The organism is Streptomyces sp. (assembly GCF_036566765.1).
Taxonomy (GTDB): domain Bacteria; phylum Actinomycetota; class Actinomycetes; order Streptomycetales; family Streptomycetaceae; genus Streptomyces.
On the sequence record NZ_DATCVQ010000453.1, the window covers coordinates 24,426 to 42,720 of the forward strand.

Annotated in this window: 14 protein-coding genes; 5 read left to right on the forward strand and 9 right to left on the reverse strand. The window is 73.9% G+C overall.

Annotated elements, in window-relative coordinates; translation table 11 throughout:
* Entirely contained in the window at nt 1-1,056 is a 1,056-nt protein-coding gene (locus VIU94_RS26845) for a FecCD family ABC transporter permease (RefSeq protein ID WP_331914930.1), read from the reverse strand.
* Nucleotides 1,056-2,132 carry a FecCD family ABC transporter permease gene (locus VIU94_RS26850; RefSeq protein ID WP_414721020.1) on the reverse strand — a complete coding sequence of 359 codons (1,077 nt, stop codon included), beginning with the start codon at nt 2,130-2,132 and terminating at the stop codon, nt 1,056-1,058. Before VIU94_RS26850 ends, VIU94_RS26845 begins: the two co-directional genes overlap by 1 nt.
* Nucleotides 2,133-2,290: 158 nt before the next feature.
* Here VIU94_RS26850 and VIU94_RS26855 point away from each other — a divergent pair, with 158 nt between their 5' ends.
* On the forward strand, nt 2,291-3,280 hold the full coding sequence (locus VIU94_RS26855) for an ABC transporter substrate-binding protein (protein WP_331914932.1): 990 nt from the start codon (nt 2,291-2,293) through the stop codon (nt 3,278-3,280).
* A gap of 75 nt (nt 3,281-3,355) precedes the next feature.
* Here VIU94_RS26855 and VIU94_RS26860 read toward each other — a convergent pair whose 3' ends face one another.
* Together VIU94_RS26860 and VIU94_RS26865 are read right to left on the reverse strand one after the other, a co-directional pair.
* On the reverse strand, nt 3,356-4,189 hold the full coding sequence (locus tag VIU94_RS26860; protein WP_331914934.1) for a (2Fe-2S)-binding protein: 834 nt from the start codon (nt 4,187-4,189) through the stop codon (nt 3,356-3,358).
* A 180-nt stretch (nt 4,190-4,369) separates the two neighbouring features.
* Nucleotides 4,370-5,332, reverse strand: a complete 963-nt coding sequence (locus VIU94_RS26865) for a LysR family transcriptional regulator (RefSeq protein WP_331914936.1) — start codon at nt 5,330-5,332, stop codon at nt 4,370-4,372.
* Nucleotides 5,333-5,438: 106 nt separating this feature from the next.
* Between VIU94_RS26865 and VIU94_RS26870 the strand changes: the two genes are divergently transcribed.
* Nucleotides 5,439-6,134, forward strand: a complete 696-nt coding sequence (locus VIU94_RS26870; RefSeq protein WP_331914938.1) for a type 1 glutamine amidotransferase domain-containing protein — start codon at nt 5,439-5,441, stop codon at nt 6,132-6,134.
* Nucleotides 6,135-6,273: 139 nt separating this feature from the next.
* Entirely contained in the window at nt 6,274-8,007 is a 1,734-nt protein-coding gene (locus tag VIU94_RS26875) for a tetratricopeptide repeat protein (RefSeq protein WP_331914940.1), read from the forward strand.
* A 5-nt stretch (nt 8,008-8,012) separates the two neighbouring features.
* On the opposite strand, the gene VIU94_RS26880 is transcribed toward VIU94_RS26875, so the two are convergent.
* The 4 genes from VIU94_RS26880 to VIU94_RS26895 form a co-directional block, all read right to left on the reverse strand.
* Nucleotides 8,013-9,278, reverse strand: a complete 1,266-nt coding sequence (locus VIU94_RS26880) for a serine hydrolase domain-containing protein (RefSeq protein ID WP_331914942.1) — start codon at nt 9,276-9,278, stop codon at nt 8,013-8,015.
* Between the two features lie 90 nt (nt 9,279-9,368).
* Complete coding sequence (locus tag VIU94_RS26885) at nt 9,369-10,598, reverse strand: PP2C family protein-serine/threonine phosphatase (protein WP_331914944.1); 1,230 nt, start codon at nt 10,596-10,598, stop codon at nt 9,369-9,371.
* A gap of 68 nt (nt 10,599-10,666) precedes the next feature.
* Entirely contained in the window at nt 10,667-11,212 is a 546-nt protein-coding gene (locus VIU94_RS26890) for a phosphatase PAP2 family protein (RefSeq protein WP_331914962.1), read from the reverse strand.
* A gap of 136 nt (nt 11,213-11,348) precedes the next feature.
* Nucleotides 11,349-12,683 carry a diacylglycerol/lipid kinase family protein gene (locus VIU94_RS26895; protein ID WP_331914946.1) on the reverse strand — a complete coding sequence of 445 codons (1,335 nt, stop codon included), beginning with the start codon at nt 12,681-12,683 and terminating at the stop codon, nt 11,349-11,351.
* Between the two features lie 221 nt (nt 12,684-12,904).
* Here VIU94_RS26895 and VIU94_RS26900 point away from each other — a divergent pair, with 221 nt between their 5' ends.
* Both VIU94_RS26900 and VIU94_RS26905 read left to right on the forward strand, forming a co-directional pair.
* Entirely contained in the window at nt 12,905-13,363 is a 459-nt protein-coding gene (locus tag VIU94_RS26900) for an STAS domain-containing protein (RefSeq protein WP_331914948.1), read from the forward strand.
* 78 nt (nt 13,364-13,441) lie between these two features.
* On the forward strand, nt 13,442-16,411 hold the full coding sequence (locus VIU94_RS26905; RefSeq protein ID WP_331914950.1) for a hybrid sensor histidine kinase/response regulator: 2,970 nt from the start codon (nt 13,442-13,444) through the stop codon (nt 16,409-16,411).
* Nucleotides 16,412-16,461: 50 nt separating this feature from the next.
* On the opposite strand, the gene VIU94_RS26910 is transcribed toward VIU94_RS26905, so the two are convergent.
* Nucleotides 16,462-18,295 (reverse strand): PP2C family protein-serine/threonine phosphatase (locus VIU94_RS26910; protein WP_331914952.1); only part of this gene is annotated, 1,834 nt, incomplete at its 5' end.

Consider the following 18,295-nt stretch of genomic DNA (forward strand, 5'->3'; position numbering starts at 1 on the left):
TCAGCCTCCCTTTCCGGCCCGGTTGGTGCGGGCGAGGAGCAGCAGCAGGTACGGGGCGCCCACGGCGCCGGTCAGGACGCCCACGGGCAGTTCGGTCGGGGCCAGCACGATCCGGGCGGCCAGGTCGGCGAGGATCAGCAGTGCCGCGCCGGTCAGTGCGCTGGTGATCAGCGGGATGCCGGCCGCGCCGGTGAGCCGCCGCGCGATCTGCGGCGCGCCCAGGGCGACGAAGGCGATCGGCCCGGCGGCCGAGGTGGCCAGGGCGGTGAGACAGGTGGCGAGGACCAGCAGCGCGATCCGCGAGTGCCGCAGCGGGATGCCGAGGCTGCGCGCGGTGTCGTCGTCGTACTGGAGCAGCTGGTACGAGCGGGCCAGCGCCAGGGTCAGCGGCATCAGCACCAGAAGCGACAGGCCGGCCCACTGGACGTGCTCGTAGCCGCGTCCGTTGAGGCTGCCGGTGAGCCAGACCATCGCGCGGGAGGCCTGGTCGATGTCGGCCCGGGCCAGCATCCAGCGGGAGAGGGCGATCAGCGCGCCGTTGGCGGCGAGGCCGACGAGCACGAAGCGGTAGCCGGTGATGGTGCCGTCGCGGAAGGCCAGCAGGTAGATCGCGGTCGCGGTGAGCAGCGCGCCGGCGAGCGCGCCGAGCGGCACCGCCCCGAACGTGCCCGCGCCGGCCGAGGCGACCCCGCCGATCAGGATCGCGCCGACCGCGCCGGCCCCGGAGCCCGCGGCGATGCCGATGAGGTCGGGGCTGGCCAGCGGGTTGCGGGTGACGGCCTGGAAGACCGCGCCGGCCAGGCCGAACGAGGCGCCCACGAGCAGCGCGGTCAGCGCGCGCGGCAGCCGCAGTTGATGGACGATCAGGTCGGCCGAGCCCTCACCGGCGCCGAGCACCGCGCCGAGCACCTCGCCGACCGGGATGGCGTACGTGCCCAGCGACACGGAGGCCACAAGGCCGGCGAATCCGGTCGCCGCCAGGGCCAGCACGACGAGCGCGACCCGGGGCCGTACGGCCACGCCGACGGGCCCGGCCTCGAACTTCAACGGCCGCATCAGGTGTGCTCCTTGAGCTTGCCGCGCTTGACCAGGAAGGCCAGGAACGGGGCGCCGAGCAGGGCGGTGACGACGCCCGCCTCCAACTCGCCGGGGCGGGCGACCATCCGGCCGACGACGTCGGCGGCCAGCACCAGCGCCGCGCCGCCGAGGGCGGAGCACGGCACCAGCCAGCGGGCGTCGGGCCCGGTGAACGCCCGGATCACGTGCGGCACGACGAGCCCGACGAAGGTGACCGGACCGGCGGCGGCGACGGCCGCGCCGGTCAGCAGGACGACCGCGACCGCGCCGAGCGCCCGGGTGGTCCTGACCTTGGTGCCGAGCGAGCTGGCGAGGTCGTCGCCGAGCGCGAGCGCGTTGAGCCGGCCGCTGAGCCCGAGGGCGAGCAGCAGGCCGACGGCGACGAACGGCAGCAGTTCCAGGGCCAGTCCGGCGTCCCGGCCCGCCAGCGAGCCGACTGCCCAGAACCGGTACTGGTCGAGGGTGCGGACGTCGAGCAGGGTGAGCGTGTTGGTGCCCGCGTCGAGGAAGACGGTCACGGCCGCACCTGCCAGGGCCAGTTTGGCCGGGGTGGCGCCGCCGTAGCCGGTGCCGCCGACCGCGTAGGCGACGAGTCCGGCGAGCGCCCCGCCGAGGAACGCGAACCAGATGTACTCGTACGAACTGGTCAGCCCCAGCAGGCCGATGCCGGCGGCGACGGCGAACGAGCCGCCGGCGCTGATGCCGATGAGTCCGGGGTCGCCGAGCGGATTGCGGGTGATGTCCTGGGCGATCGCGCCCGCGGCCCCGAGCGAGACGCCGACCAGGAGGCCCAGCAGGGTGCGCGGCATGCGCAGTTCGCGGACGACGACCGCGTCGCCGTCGGTGCCGCCGCCGATCGCCGCCCACACGTCCGACAGCGGGACGGACTTGGTGCCGATGGCGAGCGACGCGCAGACCATGGCGGCGACCGCGGCGAGCAGCACCAGGGCGACCAGGCCACGGGTGAGAACGCGCCGTGGGGGAGGGGGCGGTGGGGCGGGGGCTGCGGGGGCGGTCGCCCCGCCGGTGGCGGACTTCAGAGGCACACGGCTCAAGGTAAGGCATTCCTTGCCTTACCCGTCAGCCACCCCCCGTATAGAACTGGCCACGGAAAGGCGTTATCCTCGCCCAGTTGCCACAAAGGTAAGCCTTGCCTTAGTGGTCAACGGTCTTCTTGCTGTGCGTTTTTCCCGTCCCCGTGGAGAGAAGCTCGATGAACACGCTCACCCGCCGTCGGCCGGCCCGGTTCGCCGCGGCCGTCCTCACGGCCGCCATGACCTTCGCCCTGGCCGCGTGCGGCGGCGCCGCCGACGACAAGTCCGACGCGAAGAAGCCCGCGGCGGCCGAGGCCGGCTTCCCGCGCACCGTCACCCACGACAAGGGCAAGACCGAGCTCAAGGCCAAGCCGAAGCGCGTGGTCGCGCTGGACAACAGCCTCGTCGAGGCAGTCGTCGCGCTCGACGCCCCGCTGGTCGGCGGCGTCGGCTCGTACCGCGACCAGAAGGGCTTCCCGCCCTACCTCGGCGACGCGGTGAAGAACACGAAGGACGTCGGCCCGCTCGACAGCCCCAACCTGGAGGCCATCGCGGCGCTGAAGCCGGACCTGATCGTCTCGGCGACGGTCCGTCACGAGGACCTGTACGACCAGCTGAACAAGATCGCCCCGACCGTCTTCGTCGCCACCACCGGCCCGATCTGGAAGGAGAACGTCACGCTCCTCGGTCAGGTCCTCGGCGAGGAGGAGAAGGCGAAGGCGAAGCTGACGGCGTACCAGACGCGCGCCAAGAAGATCGGCGACGCGATCAACGCCAAGAACCCGAAGCAGACGTACTCGCTGGTCCGCTTCCTCGACGGCCCGACGCGCATCTACCTGCCGAAGACCTTCAGCGGCATCATCCTGACCGACATGGGACTCGCGCGGCCTGCCAAGCAGCAGGACCAGAAGGAGTTCAACATCGAGATCAGCGAGGAGCAGATCGGCCAGGCGGACGCCGACCACATCTTCATGACGACCTTCTCCGGCGGTGAGGAGCGCAAGAAGAAGTTCCTCGCCAACCCGCTGTGGAAGCGCCTGAACGCGGTGCAGAAGGGTCAGGTCCACGAGGTCGAGGACGCGATCTGGATGACCTCCGTCTCGCTCCAGGGCGCCGACCTGGTTCTCGACGACATGGCGAAGATCTTCAAGGTCGACCCCGCCAAGTAAGCGACGCAGAGCGGCAGAAGGGCCGGTGTGCGGGGGGCGCGCCCCGTACACCGGCCCTTCGCGGCTTTGTCGGCCTCAGCCTTCGTCCTCCAGGCGGCGCAGCCGCTCCGCGTCGCAGGTGCGCGGGCACGTCAGGCAGGCGCGGGCGGAGTCGAGCGTGTAGTACATGCAGCAGCCGAGCCGGGTACGGGTCGGGTGCCGCCGGCCGTCGCGGCTCGCGAGACGGCGGAAGTCCGCGCCGCCGGGGAAGGGCGCCAGGGCGGTCGGCAGCAGCTCGGTCGCGGCATGGATCGACCGGTCCTCCTCGTCGCGCATCCGCCCCAGGTACCAGATCCCGGAGACGAGGTCGTCTCCCGCCATGCCCCAAAGCGCCCGCGCCCGACGGCGGGTGAGCGGACCGAACGCCGCGAGGAGCGGCGTCATGTGCGCGACGAACGCGGCGCGCAGCTCGGCGCGCAGCGCCTCCTCGTCGGCCACCACGCGCGCGCCGGGCGTCCCGGCCGCCGGATCGCCGGGCAGGCAGGCGAACTCCGCGCCGGCGACGAGCTCGAACGCGCCGCCGGCCAGGTCGGCCCGGATGGCGCGCGGGACGATGCGCGGCACGCGCCGCTCCAGGTACCAGGGGCCGCTCATCAGCAGGCCGACGGACCAGAGGTAGTCGTGCAGCGCGCGGGAGGCCGCCACGTCCGGACGCGGCTCGTGACCGTGCCCGGCCCGGATGCGCGCCGCCTCGGCCCCGACGAACGCCTCCAAGACCGCTGGATCCGCGGCGAGTTGCTCCCCGTCGGGGTACGCGGCCCCCGCGCCGCCCGGCAGGACGACCCGTACGGCCAACGCCTCGCAGCACTCCACGAGCCGGCGGTACAGCCCGGCGAGCGGGGCTGCCTCCGGGGCGAGGGCCAGCGACATCGGCTCTCCAGGGGGTGCGGCACGGCAGCGCCGGGCACGGGCAGTTGAGACAGGCAGTTGAGGCAAGGCTTACCTTAGCGGCTGCTGAGTGTCGTGCCGTCACTCGGGGGCCGCGGCGTGTCAGGTCGGCTCCGCACGCACGCGCTTCGGCCGGACGTCGGGTAGGCCGTTGCGGGGCGGTCACCAGTCGCGTGCCGCCTCCAGTAGGTGGTCGCGGACGAGTGCCACGTGCGGGTTGCCCGAGGAGCCGGGGCGCTGGACCAGGAAGCCGGTGTTGATGGGCGGGTCGTCCGGCTCGTGCAGGGCGACCAGGGCGCCCGATGCCAGCTCCGCGGCGCACAGGTATCGGGGCAGCACGCTGAACCCCGCGCCACCGGCCACCGCGGCCTTCACCGCGTTCAGGTCGGGCATCGTCACCGCCGGGTGGCGCACCAGCCGCTTGCCGAAGACATGCCGCCAGTAGCGGCGCACGATCGGCACGTCCTCGGCGTATGCGATCAGCGGCGCCCCGTTGAGCGCCGCCGGCCCGTCCGTCGCGATCCGCGCCGGCCCGCCGATCCGCTCCGCCCACACCGGCGCCGCGACCAGCACGAACTCCTCGTCCGACAGCGGGACCGCGGCCAGCGCCCGGCCGCGCGGCCGGAAGGTCGCGATCACGAGGTCGTACCGGCCCGCCCGCAGCTCCTCGAGGAGCGGCTCGGTGAGTCCGGGCGTGATGCGCAGCCGTACCCCCTTGTCCACCAGCGGCGCGAGCCCGGGCAGCACGCTGTGGGTCAGCAGCTCGACCGGACCGGCGAGCTGCACCGGCTCCGGCGAGGCGTCCTCGGCGGAGCCGCCCGGCCCCGCGACCGCGGCGAGTGCGTCCAGCGGGTCGACGACCCGCGCGGCGAGCTCGTCCGCGAACGGCCCCGGGGCCACGCCGCGCGCGAGCCGCTGGAACAGCTCCCGGTCCAGCTGCCGCTCCAGGGCCCTGACCTGCGTGGTCACCGTCGGCTGGGAGAGGCCGAGCAGGCGGGCGGCGGCGGTGAAGGACCCCGTGCGGTACACGGCCAGGAAGGTGCGCAGCAGGTTCAGGTCCAGCGGACCGGAAGCGCCGGAACCCTGCGGTCGCCCCTCGCTTCCATTGGAATCCTTATTCCTCATATGCGTGAGCCTATTGGATTCCGATGGGTGTCTCGGCCTACGGTCGGATGCATCGCCGGGCGGACAGCTCGTGCCACCACGTGACCCATCGGGAGAGCAGCACCCCATGTCGAAGATCCTTTTCGTGATGACCGGCGCCGACCAGTGGACCCTGGCCGACGGCACCAAGCACCCGACCGGCTTCTGGGCGGAGGAGGCGGCCGCCCCGTACGCGGCGTTCAAGGCCGCCGGCCACGAGATCGTCGTCGCCTCGCCCGGCGGCGTCGTCCCGCCAGTGGACCGGGGCAGCCTCGCCCCCGAGGCCAACGGCGGCCAGGAGGCCGCGGACCGGATCGCCGCGACCCTCGCCGCGTTCACGGAGCTCCAGCACCCGATCGCGCTGGACGACGTCCGCCTCGACGAGTACGACGCCGTCTACGTCCCCGGCGGCCACGGCCCCATGGAGGACCTCGCCGTCGACCCGGTCTCCGGCCGGCTCCTGACCGACGCCCTGCACTCGGGCAAGCCGCTCGGCGTGGTCTGCCACGGCCCGGCGTCGCTGCTCGCCGCCGAGCAGGCGGACGGCTCCAACGCCTTCGCCGGGTACAAGGTCGCTGCGTTCACCAACCAGGAGGAGACCCTGGCCGGACTCGCCGACCGGGCGAAGTGGCTCCTGGAGACCCGGCTCGTCGAGGCGGGCGTCGACGTCCAGGCGGCCGCGCCGTGGGCGCCGCACGTGATCGCCGACCGCAACCTGATCACCGGCCAGAACCCGTCCTCCTCCGTCCCGCTCGCCGCGGAGCTACTGAAGAGGCTGGCCTGACCGCCTGACCGCCTGACCGCGTAACTGGCGGGACGCCAGAGTAACGGCGTCCCGCCGGCGTGCGGACCGGAACCGGGAACCACCGCGGCGCCTCGCGCGTGAGAAATGCGGGGCGTTGCGAACCGGGGAGGGGCTGGCTGTGTCGCACGGGGACATGTCGGAGCCGGAGTACGAGCGGGAGTTGGGGGAGACGGAACGGGCGGTCGCCGAGTACCGGGGGTTGGCCGACGCCGATCCCTTCCGCTATCTCCCCAGTCTGGGCCACTCCTTGGCCGGGCTCGGTCGGCTGTTGTCCGGTCATCCGGACCGGCACGAGGAGTCGATCGGGGTGTACGCGGAGGCGGTCTCCGTGTACCGGCGGCTCGCCGCGAGCGAGCCGCGGCTGTACGTGCCCGGCGTCGCGAACGCGCTGCACGGCCAGGCCGTGAGCACGGGCCTCCTGGGCCGCCGCGAGGAGGCCCGCGAGCTCGCCCGGGAAGCGGTCGATCTGTACCGCGGGCTCGCCGAGCAGGAGCCCGACCGCCTCCCCGAACTGGCCGCCGCCCTGGGCTGCCTCGGCGGCCGGCTCGCCGAGACCGGCCAGCACCACGAAGCCCTGGAGCGCATCCGGGAGGCCGTCGCGATCCGCCGCGCCCTCGTCGACCCTCATACGGGTACCGGCCGTGCCGAACTGGCATCCGCTCTGAGTGACTTGGGCATCAAGCTGGGCGAGATGGCCCGGGCGGACGAGGCCGTCGACGTACTCGACGAGGCACTGGACGTCTACCGCGGGCTGTCCGCCGCCCGAACCGTCCGCGAGACGGGCGAGCACTGGGCGACAGCCGTCGCCGCCGCGGACGCCCTGACGCGAGCGGGCCGGACCCGGGAGGCCGCCCCGTACCTCACGGAGGCGCTCGCCCTGCACCGCGAGCTGGCCAGGGTCAGCCCCGCCCGCATCGCGTTCCTGGACAACGTCCTTGACCGGTACGGCTACACCCTCACCGCCACGGGCAACGCCGAGCGGCGCAACGACACCGGCCGCGCCGAGCCGCGCACCGCCCCACAGCCGCCGCGGCCCGCGCCCGACGCTGATGTGTTCGAGCGCGTCAAGCGGCTCAATGACAACGGTCTCGCCCTGGCCAGGTCCGGCAGCGCCGGGCTCGGGGTCGAGATGCTGGGCGACGCCGTGCGGGGCTGCCGCGCGGGGCTCGCCGCGGACCCGGGGCTGGTGAGCGTCCTGGCGAACAGCCTCAACAACCTGTCCCTGGCGACCGCGTGGGCCGGGCGGCGGGCGGAGGCCCTGGAGGCGGTCGACGAGGCCGTGCACCTCTGCCGACGCCACCTGCGCGAACAGCCCGACGCCCTTCGCCCGTTGCTCGCGGCGTCGCTCGACAGCCTCGGCAACCGGCTCGCCGCCCTCGGCCGGCATGCCGACGCGATCGCCCCGGCCACCGAGTCGGTCGCCCTGCACCGGCAACTGGCCGCCGCCGACCCGACCGCGTACCGGGGCGAACTCGCCCGCGTGCTCAACAACCTGAGCATCCGGCTCTGCGACGCCGACCGGCACCAGGACGCGCTCCACGCGACCCGCGAGGCGCTCGATCTGCACCGCGTGCTCTACCGCGCCGACCCCGACGAACACCGGGCCGGCCTCGTGCACGTCCTGGCCAACCTCGCCCTGCGCCTTGCCCGCGTCGAACGGCACGACGAGGTCGCCGCCCCGACCGTCGAGGCCGCGGACCTGCTGCGCGAGCTCACGGAGCTCCACCCGCGCGACGACGTCCCCGCCCTGATCGAGTCCCTGACCTGGCTCTCCTGGTACCTCAAGAAGCACGGCCACCGACGCGAGGCCCGGTCCGCCGGCCGCGCGGCCGACGACCTCAAGTCCCGCTGACGACCTCAGCCGCCGAGCGCCAGCGGGGTGTCCGGGGCGAGCGCGGTCGCGATGCGCTCGGCGACCACCTCGGCCATGTTGCCCTCGGCCGTCTCGGCGGTCTTCGTCGCGGAGACGGCGATGGCCAGGCGCTTGGACGGGAGGTACGCCTGGATCGCGGCGTAGCCGGAGAACGACGGGTTCTGGACCACCCAGCCGTTGACCACGATCACGCCGAGACCGAAGTGCGCGGCCTCGGTCTGCTTCAGGCAGATCTCGGCGGGGCACGTCGCGGTGCCGCCGCCGAGGCCGACCGTGCCGGGGTCGAGCAGGGTGCGGTACGAGCTCGGCGAAAGGAGCTCGCCGCTGCCGACGGCCTGCGCCGAGCGGGCCAGGTCGCAGATGTGGGTGGTGACGACCGCGCCCGGCCCGGTGGTCCACGACGGGTTCCAGAACGTGGACTCCTCGTAGAGGCCGCGCTCGGAGGTGAAGGCGTGCAGAACGGGCTGCGGGATCTCGGGGGTGAAGCTGTTCCTGGTGTTGCGCAGCCCCAGCGGACCCGTGACCTTCTCCCTCACGAGCTCGTCGATCCGGGTGCCGGTGATCTTCTCCAGCGCGGCTTCCAGGAGCACGTAGTTGGCGTGCGAGTAGCTCCAGCTGGTGCCCGGCTCGTACCAGAACGAGTGGCCGAGGGGGTACCCGACGAGCTCCTTCGGGGTCCACTGACGGAACGGGTACTGCTCAAGGACCTTCAGGAACTCCGGGTCGGTCACGTAGTCGTGGAGGCCGGTGGTGTTGGTGGCCAGCATCCGCAGGGTGATCTTGTCGTTGTTCGGCAGGTCGGGCAGCCAGCGCTCCACGGTGTCGTCGAGCCCGACCGTCCCCTCCTCCACCAGCTTGAGGAGGGTCATGCCGATATGGGCGAAGGCCACCGAGCCGGCCCGGAAGTGCATGTTCGGCTCGGCCGGGACGCCGGTCATGGACTCGCCGAGCGCATCGGTGAGGACCTCGCGGCCGTCGAGCATGACCTTCACCTGCACGGCGTTCAGTTTGAGCTCGTCCTTGGCCCGGCGCGTGATCTCCTGGACCTGGCGGCCCCGATCGCCGAGCCGGCCCTCGGTCTTCACGCAGTCGCGCCCGCCGTGGCCGCCCGGGCCGCCGGGCCCGTCCGCGAGCGCGGGTGCGGCGGCGGTGGCGGTCTGGACCGTGACGGTGAGGAGGGCGGCGCAGAGCAGGGCCCGGCGGGAACGCGCCCGCTTGCGCGGACGTGTGAGGAACGGGGTGCGTGTCATGCCCGCACTATGGCCGGATGAGCGGGGTAAATCATCCGAACACTCCGCAAAACGTGCCAGGCGGCCCCATGTGGGGCAGGCCCCTCACACTCACAGACCGACCACGATCAGCGCCGTGTCGTCCGTCGCCCCGCCCACCGGGAGCATCTCAAGGAGCAGCGCGTCCGCCAGCGCCTCGGGCGCCGCCGCGCGATGCCGCTCCAGCGCCTCGGCGAGGCGGGCGAGCCCGGCGTCGATGTCCTCGCTGCGGCGCTCGATCAGTCCGTCGGTGTACAGCACCAGCGTGTCGCCGGCGGCGAAGGGCGCCTCGGCCTGCGGCCGTGCGGCGTGCGCGAGGTGCGCCCCAAGCGGCGGATCGGTGGCGCGGTCCAGGAAGTGCACCGTCCCGTTCGTCCGCAGGAGGGCGGGCGGCGGGTGACCGGCGCTGCTGTACGCGATGACGCTGCGGTCCCAGTCGATCCAGGTCTCGACGGCGGTGCAGTTCTCCGCGCCCTCGACGGACCGCGCGTACAGGTCCAGCACGTCAAGGGCCTGCGCGGGCCCCGCCGCGACCCGGGACGCGGCGCTGAGGGCGCTGCGCAGCTGGCCCATCACCCCGGCCGCGACAAGCCCGTGCCCGACCACGTCGCCGACCGCCACGCCGATCCGGTCGCCGCCGGGCAGCGCGACCAGGTCGTACCAGTCCCCGCACACGTTCAGCGCGCCGACGGCCGGCCGGTAGCGCACCGCGGCCCGGTGCGGCCCGATCGGGCCGGGCGCGGGCAGCATCGCCTCCTGGAGCGCCAGCGCCACCTCGCGTTCCCGTGCATGCGCCTCGCGCAGCCGTTCGTTCAGCTCCTGGAGCTCGCGGGCGCGGGTGTACAGCTCCGCCTCCAGGACCCGGGCGCGATCGCCGGTGGGCCCGCCCCGGGCCCGGATCAGCTCGGTGACCTCCTCCACCCGGTGCACCAGCAGCACCACGCGCCCGTCCGGCCCGAGCACCGGCGCGTTGACCGGGCTCCAGTACCGCTCCTCCCACTCCCCGGGCCGCTGCTTCGACTGGACGTCGTAGCGCTGCAGCGCCATCGCGTCCCGCTCACCGGTCTCCACCACCCGCCGCAGCGAAGCGGCCAGGTTCCGGGCGCCGGTGGCCGCAGGGTCGTTCGGGTTGTCCGGGAACACGTCGAACAGGTACCGGCCGACCAGCTGCTCCCGGGTCCGGCCCGACACGCGCTGGAACTCCTCGTTGGCGTCCACGTACACCAGCTCGGGTGTGAGCAGTGCGACCATCCCGGGCAGCGCCTTGAACACCCCCGCGTAGTCGATCAACGCGTCCGTCATCCGTCCACCGCGTCCGTCATGTCGTTCGTCCCGCTTCAGGTACTCAGCGTGCGCCGCGCGCGCCTTGCTCACATCTCGGCGCGGTGCAGCGGGGCCAGTGGTGCGTGCACGATCGCCAGGGACGTCACCGCGGCCGCCAGGCCGAGTACCGCGCCGGCCGCGACGTCGCCGGGGTAGTGCACGCCCGTGTGGACGCGGGAGTAGCCGACGGCGACGGCCAGCGCCCCGAGCGGGACCGCCGCCGGGGGCAGCACGACGCCCACGGAGGTGGCGAAGGCGACCGCCGAGGCCGTGTGGCCGGACGGGAAGGACGCCGACTTCGGCATGGGTACGTGCCTGTCCACGATCACCCGGGCCTCCTCCCGGTCGGGCCGCCGGCGGCGGACCATCCGCTTGCCGAACACGTTCGCCGCCGTGGAGGCCAGCGCCACCGCCCCGACGCCGGCCAGCGCCGCCCGACGGGGACGGCCGGGCACGAGGGCGAGGGCGGCGGCCACGGTCATCGAGATCTTGGAGTGGTCGGCCGCGTGCGACAGCCGCCGCAGCGCGCGGTCCAGCGTCGGCGTGGGGGTGGCGGCCACGGCCGCGTACAGGGCGCCGTCGATCGCCCGCATGTCGGACAGCACGGCGGCCACGGTGGACGCGACGTCGGACGCGGCGGCGAGCCGGGTGCGCTGGGCCGCCGCGGCGGGCGGGTCGGTGTTCCGTTCGGCGTTTCCGTCGGGAAGGGGCGTCGGCCCGGGTGTCGGTTCAGGCACGGGTCTCTCCTCCGGAGGTTCGCGCGGTGCGCCCGAAGGCGAGGACGATGATCCGCCGCCATCTCAGCCGCGGTGCGAGGGCGGGGACCCCCGGACGGTTCCGGGGCACCAGGACGCGCAGCGCGCCCGGGCGCAGTGTGCAGGTCACCGGGGTGGGCAGCATCAGGGCCTCGCCGTCCACCGCCACGGGAATCTCGCCCGCGTCGGCGGTGACCTCGATCCGCCGCGCGGTCATGACGGTCAGCCCGGGGGACAGCTCGCCCCGCAGCGCCAGGTCCGCCGCCTGCCCCGCGCTCTCCACCCGGATCCCCAGCACGCCCAGCTCGCCGCTGTCGAGCCGCGGCCTGCGGGCTTCGCCGAGCGCGTCCGGGGAGACGTACGGATTGTTGCTGACCAGCACCGCCTGCTGGGCGACGAGCACGGCGCCGTCGGCGACCGCGTCGAGCCGCCGGCCGGCGTCGCCGACCAGCAGGTCGGGCATGGCGTTCAGGGCCGTGCCCGCCTTGGCGTCGCGGTACTCGGGGCGCTGGACGATGTCCGCGTACACGCCGAAGGAGACCGTGTTCACGAATGCCCGGCCGGCGACGTCGCCCAGGTCGATCCGGAGCTCCTCGCCGCCGGTCAGCGCGTCGAGGGAGCGGGACGGGTCGGACCGGTCGAGGCCGAGGTCCAGGGCGAAGTGGTTGCGGGTCCCGGCGGGGATCACGAGGAAGGGCAGCCGGTGCTCGGCGGCGACCCCGGCGACCAGCGCCTGGGTGCCGTCGCCGCCCGCGACCCCCAGCAGGTCGGCGCCCTCGGCCACGGCCCGCCGGGCCAGCGCGCCGACGTCCTGCTGGGTGGAGGTGTCGAGCACGATCACCCGCGCGCCGAGCTCCTGCGCCCGCTCGACGAGCTCGAACCGGCCGACCTTCCCGCCCCCGGACTTCGGGTTCATCAGGAGGACCGGCCGTCGGGGCCGCGGCGCGGCCCGTCCCCGGGTCGTCGGCCGCGTCGCGCGCAGCGCGGCCCGCGCGCAGGCCAGGGCGACCGCCCAGAGCGCGATCGCGCCGAGCGCCGTGTCCCACAGCCCCTCGCGCACGAACAGCACGAGGACGAGGACGGGCGCGCCCACGGCCACCAGCGCCCCGAAGAGCCGGACGGAACCACGGCGCGCCACGAACCACCAGACGCCCGCGCCGCAGGCGATCAGCCCGAGGACCCCGTAGAGGACGACCAGCAGCCCGCCCCGCCCCTGCGCGAGCACCAGCACGACCACCGCGCCCAGCGCCGCGAGCAGGGCGCAGCGCGCCATCATCCGCGCGCCCGCACCTCCGCCCGAATCCGTCATTCTCCTCGCCCTCCCCATGTCGTCGCTCTCTCCACCTTGCCTCCCCACCGCCTCCCCGGGCCCGCGCGGGTCATGCCTCCGGACCGCCGTCGCCTCAGCCTGCGCACTCCCGCCGCGAAAGGGCGTCCCCGGCCGGGCCGTCCGGGTGAGTTCCGCGGGCGAACGTGGGCAGGGGCCAAGGGGAGGGACCCGGCGGCAGGTGCGAGGAGGCGTACGAGCCCATGGAGGCCGCAGGCCGGACGGGAGCGCGTGCGGCGGCGCGCGTGGGGGACACGGACGCGCGATTCGCGGTGGAGATCGAGACCCGGGAGGGACCCCACGACGTCGTGCTCACGCTGCACGGAGAGCTCGACCAGGACACCGTGGACGCGCTGCGGGACGCGCTGTCCGCCCGCCCCGACGCCCGGCGGATCGTCGTCGACTGCTCCGGCCTCCGGTTCTGCGACTCCAGCGGCCTGAACGTGCTGCTGCGCACCCGGATGCGGATGCGTGAGCGGGGCGGCCGTCTCGACCTCGCGGGCCTGCGCCCGCCGGTGGACCGCATGTTCGAGATCACCGGCGCGCGATCGGTCTTCCGGGTGTACGAGGACGTGGCCGCCGCGCTGAGCCCCGAGCCGGACGACGAGCGGGCCGGAGGGCCCGCCCCTGCGTCCCGAGCCCGATCGCCGCGCCGGTCCTAGAGTGGAGGCAGGGCGGACCGCCGCGGACTCCCCGCGAACCCGGGGCCCGTACCGCGCTTCGCCCGGCGCGAGGCACTCATGGCAGAGCACGGACCACGCCCCGACGACGCCCGCCCGGCGCGTCCGGAGCCCGGACAGGACGGGCTCCGGCAACTGCTCGCCGGGCTCACCGCCGTACGGGACGGGGATCTGTCCGTCCGGCTCCCCGACCCGGCAGATCCCTCCGATGCCGTCTCCGGCGAGATCGTCGGGGTCTACAACGAGATGGTCGACCGGCTCTCCCTGCTCACCTCCGAGGTCACCCGGGTCGCCGGCGAGGTCGGCGGGCAGGGGCTGCTCGGCGGCCGGGTCCGCGAGCCCCGGGCGCGCGGCGCGTGGCAGGAGCTCACCTCCGGCGTCAACGCGATGGCGGACAACCTCACCTCCCAGGTCCGCTCCATCGCCCAGGTGGCCACCGCGGTCGCCCGCGGCGACCTCACGCAGAAGATCCGGGTGGACGCCCGCGGCGAGATCCTGGAGCTGAAGGAGACCATCAACACGATGGTCGACCGGCTCTCCTCGTTCGCCGAGGAGGTCACCCGGGTGGCCCGCGAGGTGGGCACCGAGGGCAATCTGGGCGGCCAGGCGACCGTGCACGGCGTCTCCGGCACCTGGAAGGACCTGACCGACAACGTCAACTCGATGGCCGACAACCTGACCAACCAGGTCCGCAACATCGCCCAGGTCACCACCGCCGTCGCTCAGGGCGATCTGACCAGCCGCATCGACGTCTCGGCCCGCGGCGAGATCCTGGAGCTCAAGACCACCATCAACACGATGGTCGACCAACTGTCCTCGTTCGCCGCCGAGGTGACCCGGGTGGCCCGCGAGGTCGGCACCGAGGGCAAGCTGGGCGGCCAGGCCGAGGTGGAGGGCGTCTCCGGCACCTGGAAGCGGCTCACGGAGAACGTCAACGAGCTGGCCGGCAACCTGACCCGGCAGGTCCGCGCCATCGCCGAGGTCACCAGCGCCGTCGCCGAGGGCGACCTCACCCGGTCGATCACCGTCGACGCGCCCGGCGAGGTGGGGGACCTCAGGGACAACATCAACTCCATGGTCGAGTCGCTGCGCGCCACGACCCGCGCCAACCAGGAGCAGGACTGGCTGCAGACCAACCTCGCCCGCATCACCGGACTGCTGCAGGGCACCCGGAGCCTGCCCGACATCGCCGAGCTCATCATGGCCGAGGTGCCGCCGCTGGTCTCCGCACAGTACGGGGCGTTCTTCCTGGCCGAGGAGGGCGAGCGGGGCGCCGAGCTGGTCATGACCGCCGCGTACGGGTCGCCCGATCCCCCCGACGCCGAGCCCCGCCGCTTCCGCCTCGGTCAGTCCCTCGTGGGGCAGGCCGCCCGCGACCGCCGGGCCCTCCTCGTCCGCCAGGTGCCCGCCGGGTATGCGACCGTCGTCTCCGGCATCGGCTCGGGCGAGCCGAACACGCTGATCGTGCTGCCGATCGTGGTCGAGGACCAGGTCCTCGGCGCGGTCGAACTCGCCTCCCTGCACCCGTTCACCGTCCTGCACCGCGACTTCCTCGACCGGTTCGTGGACAGCGCGGGCGCCGTCCTCAGCTCCCTGGTCGCCAATCTCCGCACCGACGAACTGCTCGGCCAGTCCCGCCGGCTCGCCGACGAACTGCGTTCCCGCTCACAGGAGTTGCAGGCGCGTCAGCAGGAACTCCAGCGCTCCAATGCGGAGCTGAAGGAGAAGGCCGCGCTGCTCGCCCAGCGCAACAAGGACATCGAGTCGAAGAACCGGGTCATCGAGCAGGCCCGCCAGGAACTGGAGGCGCGCGCCCAGGAGCTGTCCCGCACCTCGATGTACAAGTCCGAGTTCCTCGCCAACATGAGCCACGAACTGCGGACCCCGCTCAACAGCCTGCTGATCCTCGCCCGGCTGCTCGGGCAGAACCCCGAGGGAAATCTGACGGAGAAACAGGTCGACTACGCCGAGGTCATCCACTCCGCCGGCTCCGACCTGCTCCAGCTCATCAACGACATCCTCGACCTGTCCAAGGTCGAGGCCGGCAAGATGGACATCCGGCACGAGCCGTTCTCGCTGCGCCTGCTCCTGGAGTACCTGGAGGCGACCTTCGGCCCGGTCGCCGACGAACGTGCGCTGGAGTTCGCCCTCAGCGTCGCGCCGGACCTGCCGGAGGAACTCACCACCGACGAGGCGCGGGTGCGTCAGATCCTGCGCAATCTGCTGTCCAACGCCCTGAAGTTCACCGACGAGGGCCGGGTCGCGCTGACCGTGGAGTACGCCGCCCCCGACGAACCGCCGGTCGACCTGCGCGGCGACCGGCCCGTCCTCGCGTTCCGCGTCACCGACACCGGGGTCGGCATCCCCGCCGAGCGACTGGCGCACATCTTCGAGGCGTTCCAGCAGGGCGACGGCACCACCGCGCGCCGCTACGGCGGAACGGGCCTCGGCCTGTCCATCAGCCGGGAGGTGGCAGGGCTGCTCGGCGGCACCATCAGGGCCGAGAGCACGCCGGGGCGCGGCAGCCGGTTCACCTTCTACCTCCCCGACCCCGGCGGGCCGAGCACCATGGCCGGGTACGCGGCGGGCGGCCCCGAGGCGGTCGGCGCCGCCCATGCGCCCGACGTCTCGGAGAGGGCCCCCGCGGCCGAGCCCGACACCGGCGGGACGGTGCTGGTCGTCGACGACGACCCGCGCAACGTCTTCGCTCTCACCCAGGTCCTGGAAGGGCACGGCCTGCGCGTCCTCACCGCCGGCGGCGGCCGGGCCGGCCTCGACCTGCTCGCCGAGCACACGGAGATCCGGCTGGTCCTGATGGACGTGATGATGTCCGGGATGGACGGCTACACCGCCATCGAGGCCATCCGGCGGCTGCCCGGGCGCGCCGACGTGCCCGTCATCGCGGTCACCGCGAAGGTCATGCCGGGCGACCGCGCCCGAGCGCTGGATGCGGGGGCCGACGACTACCTCGCCAAACCGGTCGACGAGGCCGAGCTGATGGACAAGGTCCGTACCTGGATGCCGGATTGATGAACCATCAGCTGATGTCCACTCAGGCGGGGACTCCAGCTGATGTCCAGTCAGGCGAGCGCCTCGTCGTCCGCCGTCTCCTCGGCGCACACCCGTACCGCGACGATGCTGGTGTCGTCGTCCGTGTCCCCCGTCGCCAGGCCGAGCAGCTTGTCGACCAGCCGGTCCGGTGGGAGGTCCGTCAGGCGCTCCGCCGCCGCGGTGAGCTGGACCAGGCCCGCGCTCAGGCCGTCGTGGCGGCGCTCGACCAGCCCGTCGGTGTACAGCAGCAGCGTGTCGCCCGGCCGCAGCACGGTCTGGCGCTCCTGGTACGCGAACGAGGGCACCGCGCCCAGCAGGACGTCCCGCGGCGGGTCGAGCAGCCGGGCCCGGCCGTCCCGGATCAGCAGCAGCGGCAGATGGCCGGCGCTCGACCAGACCAGCGTCCGGTCGGCGGGGTCGTACAGCGCGCACACCGCCGTCGCCGTGGTGCCGGCGCCGGTGCGCAGCGTCACCTCGTTGAGCCAGCCCATCAGCCGCCGTGGCGAGTGGCCGGTGAACGCGAGCGCCCGCCCGGCGTTGCGCAGCGCCACCATGCCGGTGACCGAGTCGATGCCGTGCCCCGCGATGTCCCCGACCGCGACCAGGATCTTGCCGCTCGGCAGCGGCAGCACGTCGTACCAGTCGCCGCCCACCTGGTACTCCTCCGCGGCCGGCCGGTAGCGGGCGGCGACCTCCAGGTCGCCCGGGAGCTCCTGGACGCTCGGCACCTCGGGCACGATCGCCTGCTGGAGCTGGAGGGCCAGCTGCCGGCGCATCTCCGCCTGGTTGCGCACGAGGGTGAGGTGGTCGAAGGTCGCCGTCAGCGCGGCCTCGGTGCGCAGGGTGTCCGAGACGTCCTGGTAGGCCCCGGCGAACCCGGTGACGGCGGCCCCGTCGAGCAGCGGCTGCGCCGCCACCCGCACATGCCGCACGGCCCCGCCAGGCAGCACGATCCTCAGCACCGCGTGCCCGCCCGTCTTCCGCTCGGTCAGAGTCCGCAACAGCTCGGTCAGCGCCTCCCCGTCGCCCTGGTGGAGCCGTCCGCGCATCCCGAGCAGCGGGACGGGCGGCTCGTCGCGGTCCACGCCGATCAGCGCGTACGCCTGCTCCGACCAGACCGTCGCCCCACCCGTCAGGCTGTCCTGGAAGGTGGCCACGCCCTGCAGTTGAGCCACGGCGCGGTCCGTGGCGAGCCGGGGGTCGCCGACCGTGTGCCACAGGACGACCGACCGGTCCTCGCCGCCCGGCAGCACCCGGACGTCGAGCAGCGGAGCGGGCTCGTCGGGGCGGGCGGCGGCGGGGAGCCGGGCGGCCCGCTGCGTGCGCGCGCTCCGCCCGGCCCGCCGGGCGAGCCGGGTGAGGTCCTTGTGCACCAGCGGGAACACGAGCGGGAGGGAACGGGCGTCGGGCAGTTCGGCCCCGTCGAGGGCCGCGACCGCCGCCTCGTTGAGGTGCTCCACGGTCGGCGCGCCCGACCGGCCCGGCGTGCGCAGCAGCATCGCGGGATGGACGAGCGCGTCGAGGACGTCCGCGAGGACCGGGACGGCGGGCTGCGGGGAGTCCGCCCCGTCCAGGACCGTGGCGGCGACCTCCAGGAGGCCGCCGACGGCGCGCCGCACGGGGGCGTCGAGCGCGGTGCGGTCCGGCCAGCCGACCAGGGCCAGGCCGACCGTCGTACGGTGCCGGCGCAACGGCACCAGCGCCCGGGTCGCCTCCGGGGAGGGGCCGGGGAGCAGCTCGCCGCCGGGCAGACCGTCGTCCAGCCAGGCGGGCCGGCCGTCCGCGAGCACGGAGCGGAACGGCTCCGCGACGGCCGGCGGAAGCCACTGCCAGGCCGCTGCCTCGGCGGCCCCGACCCCGGCG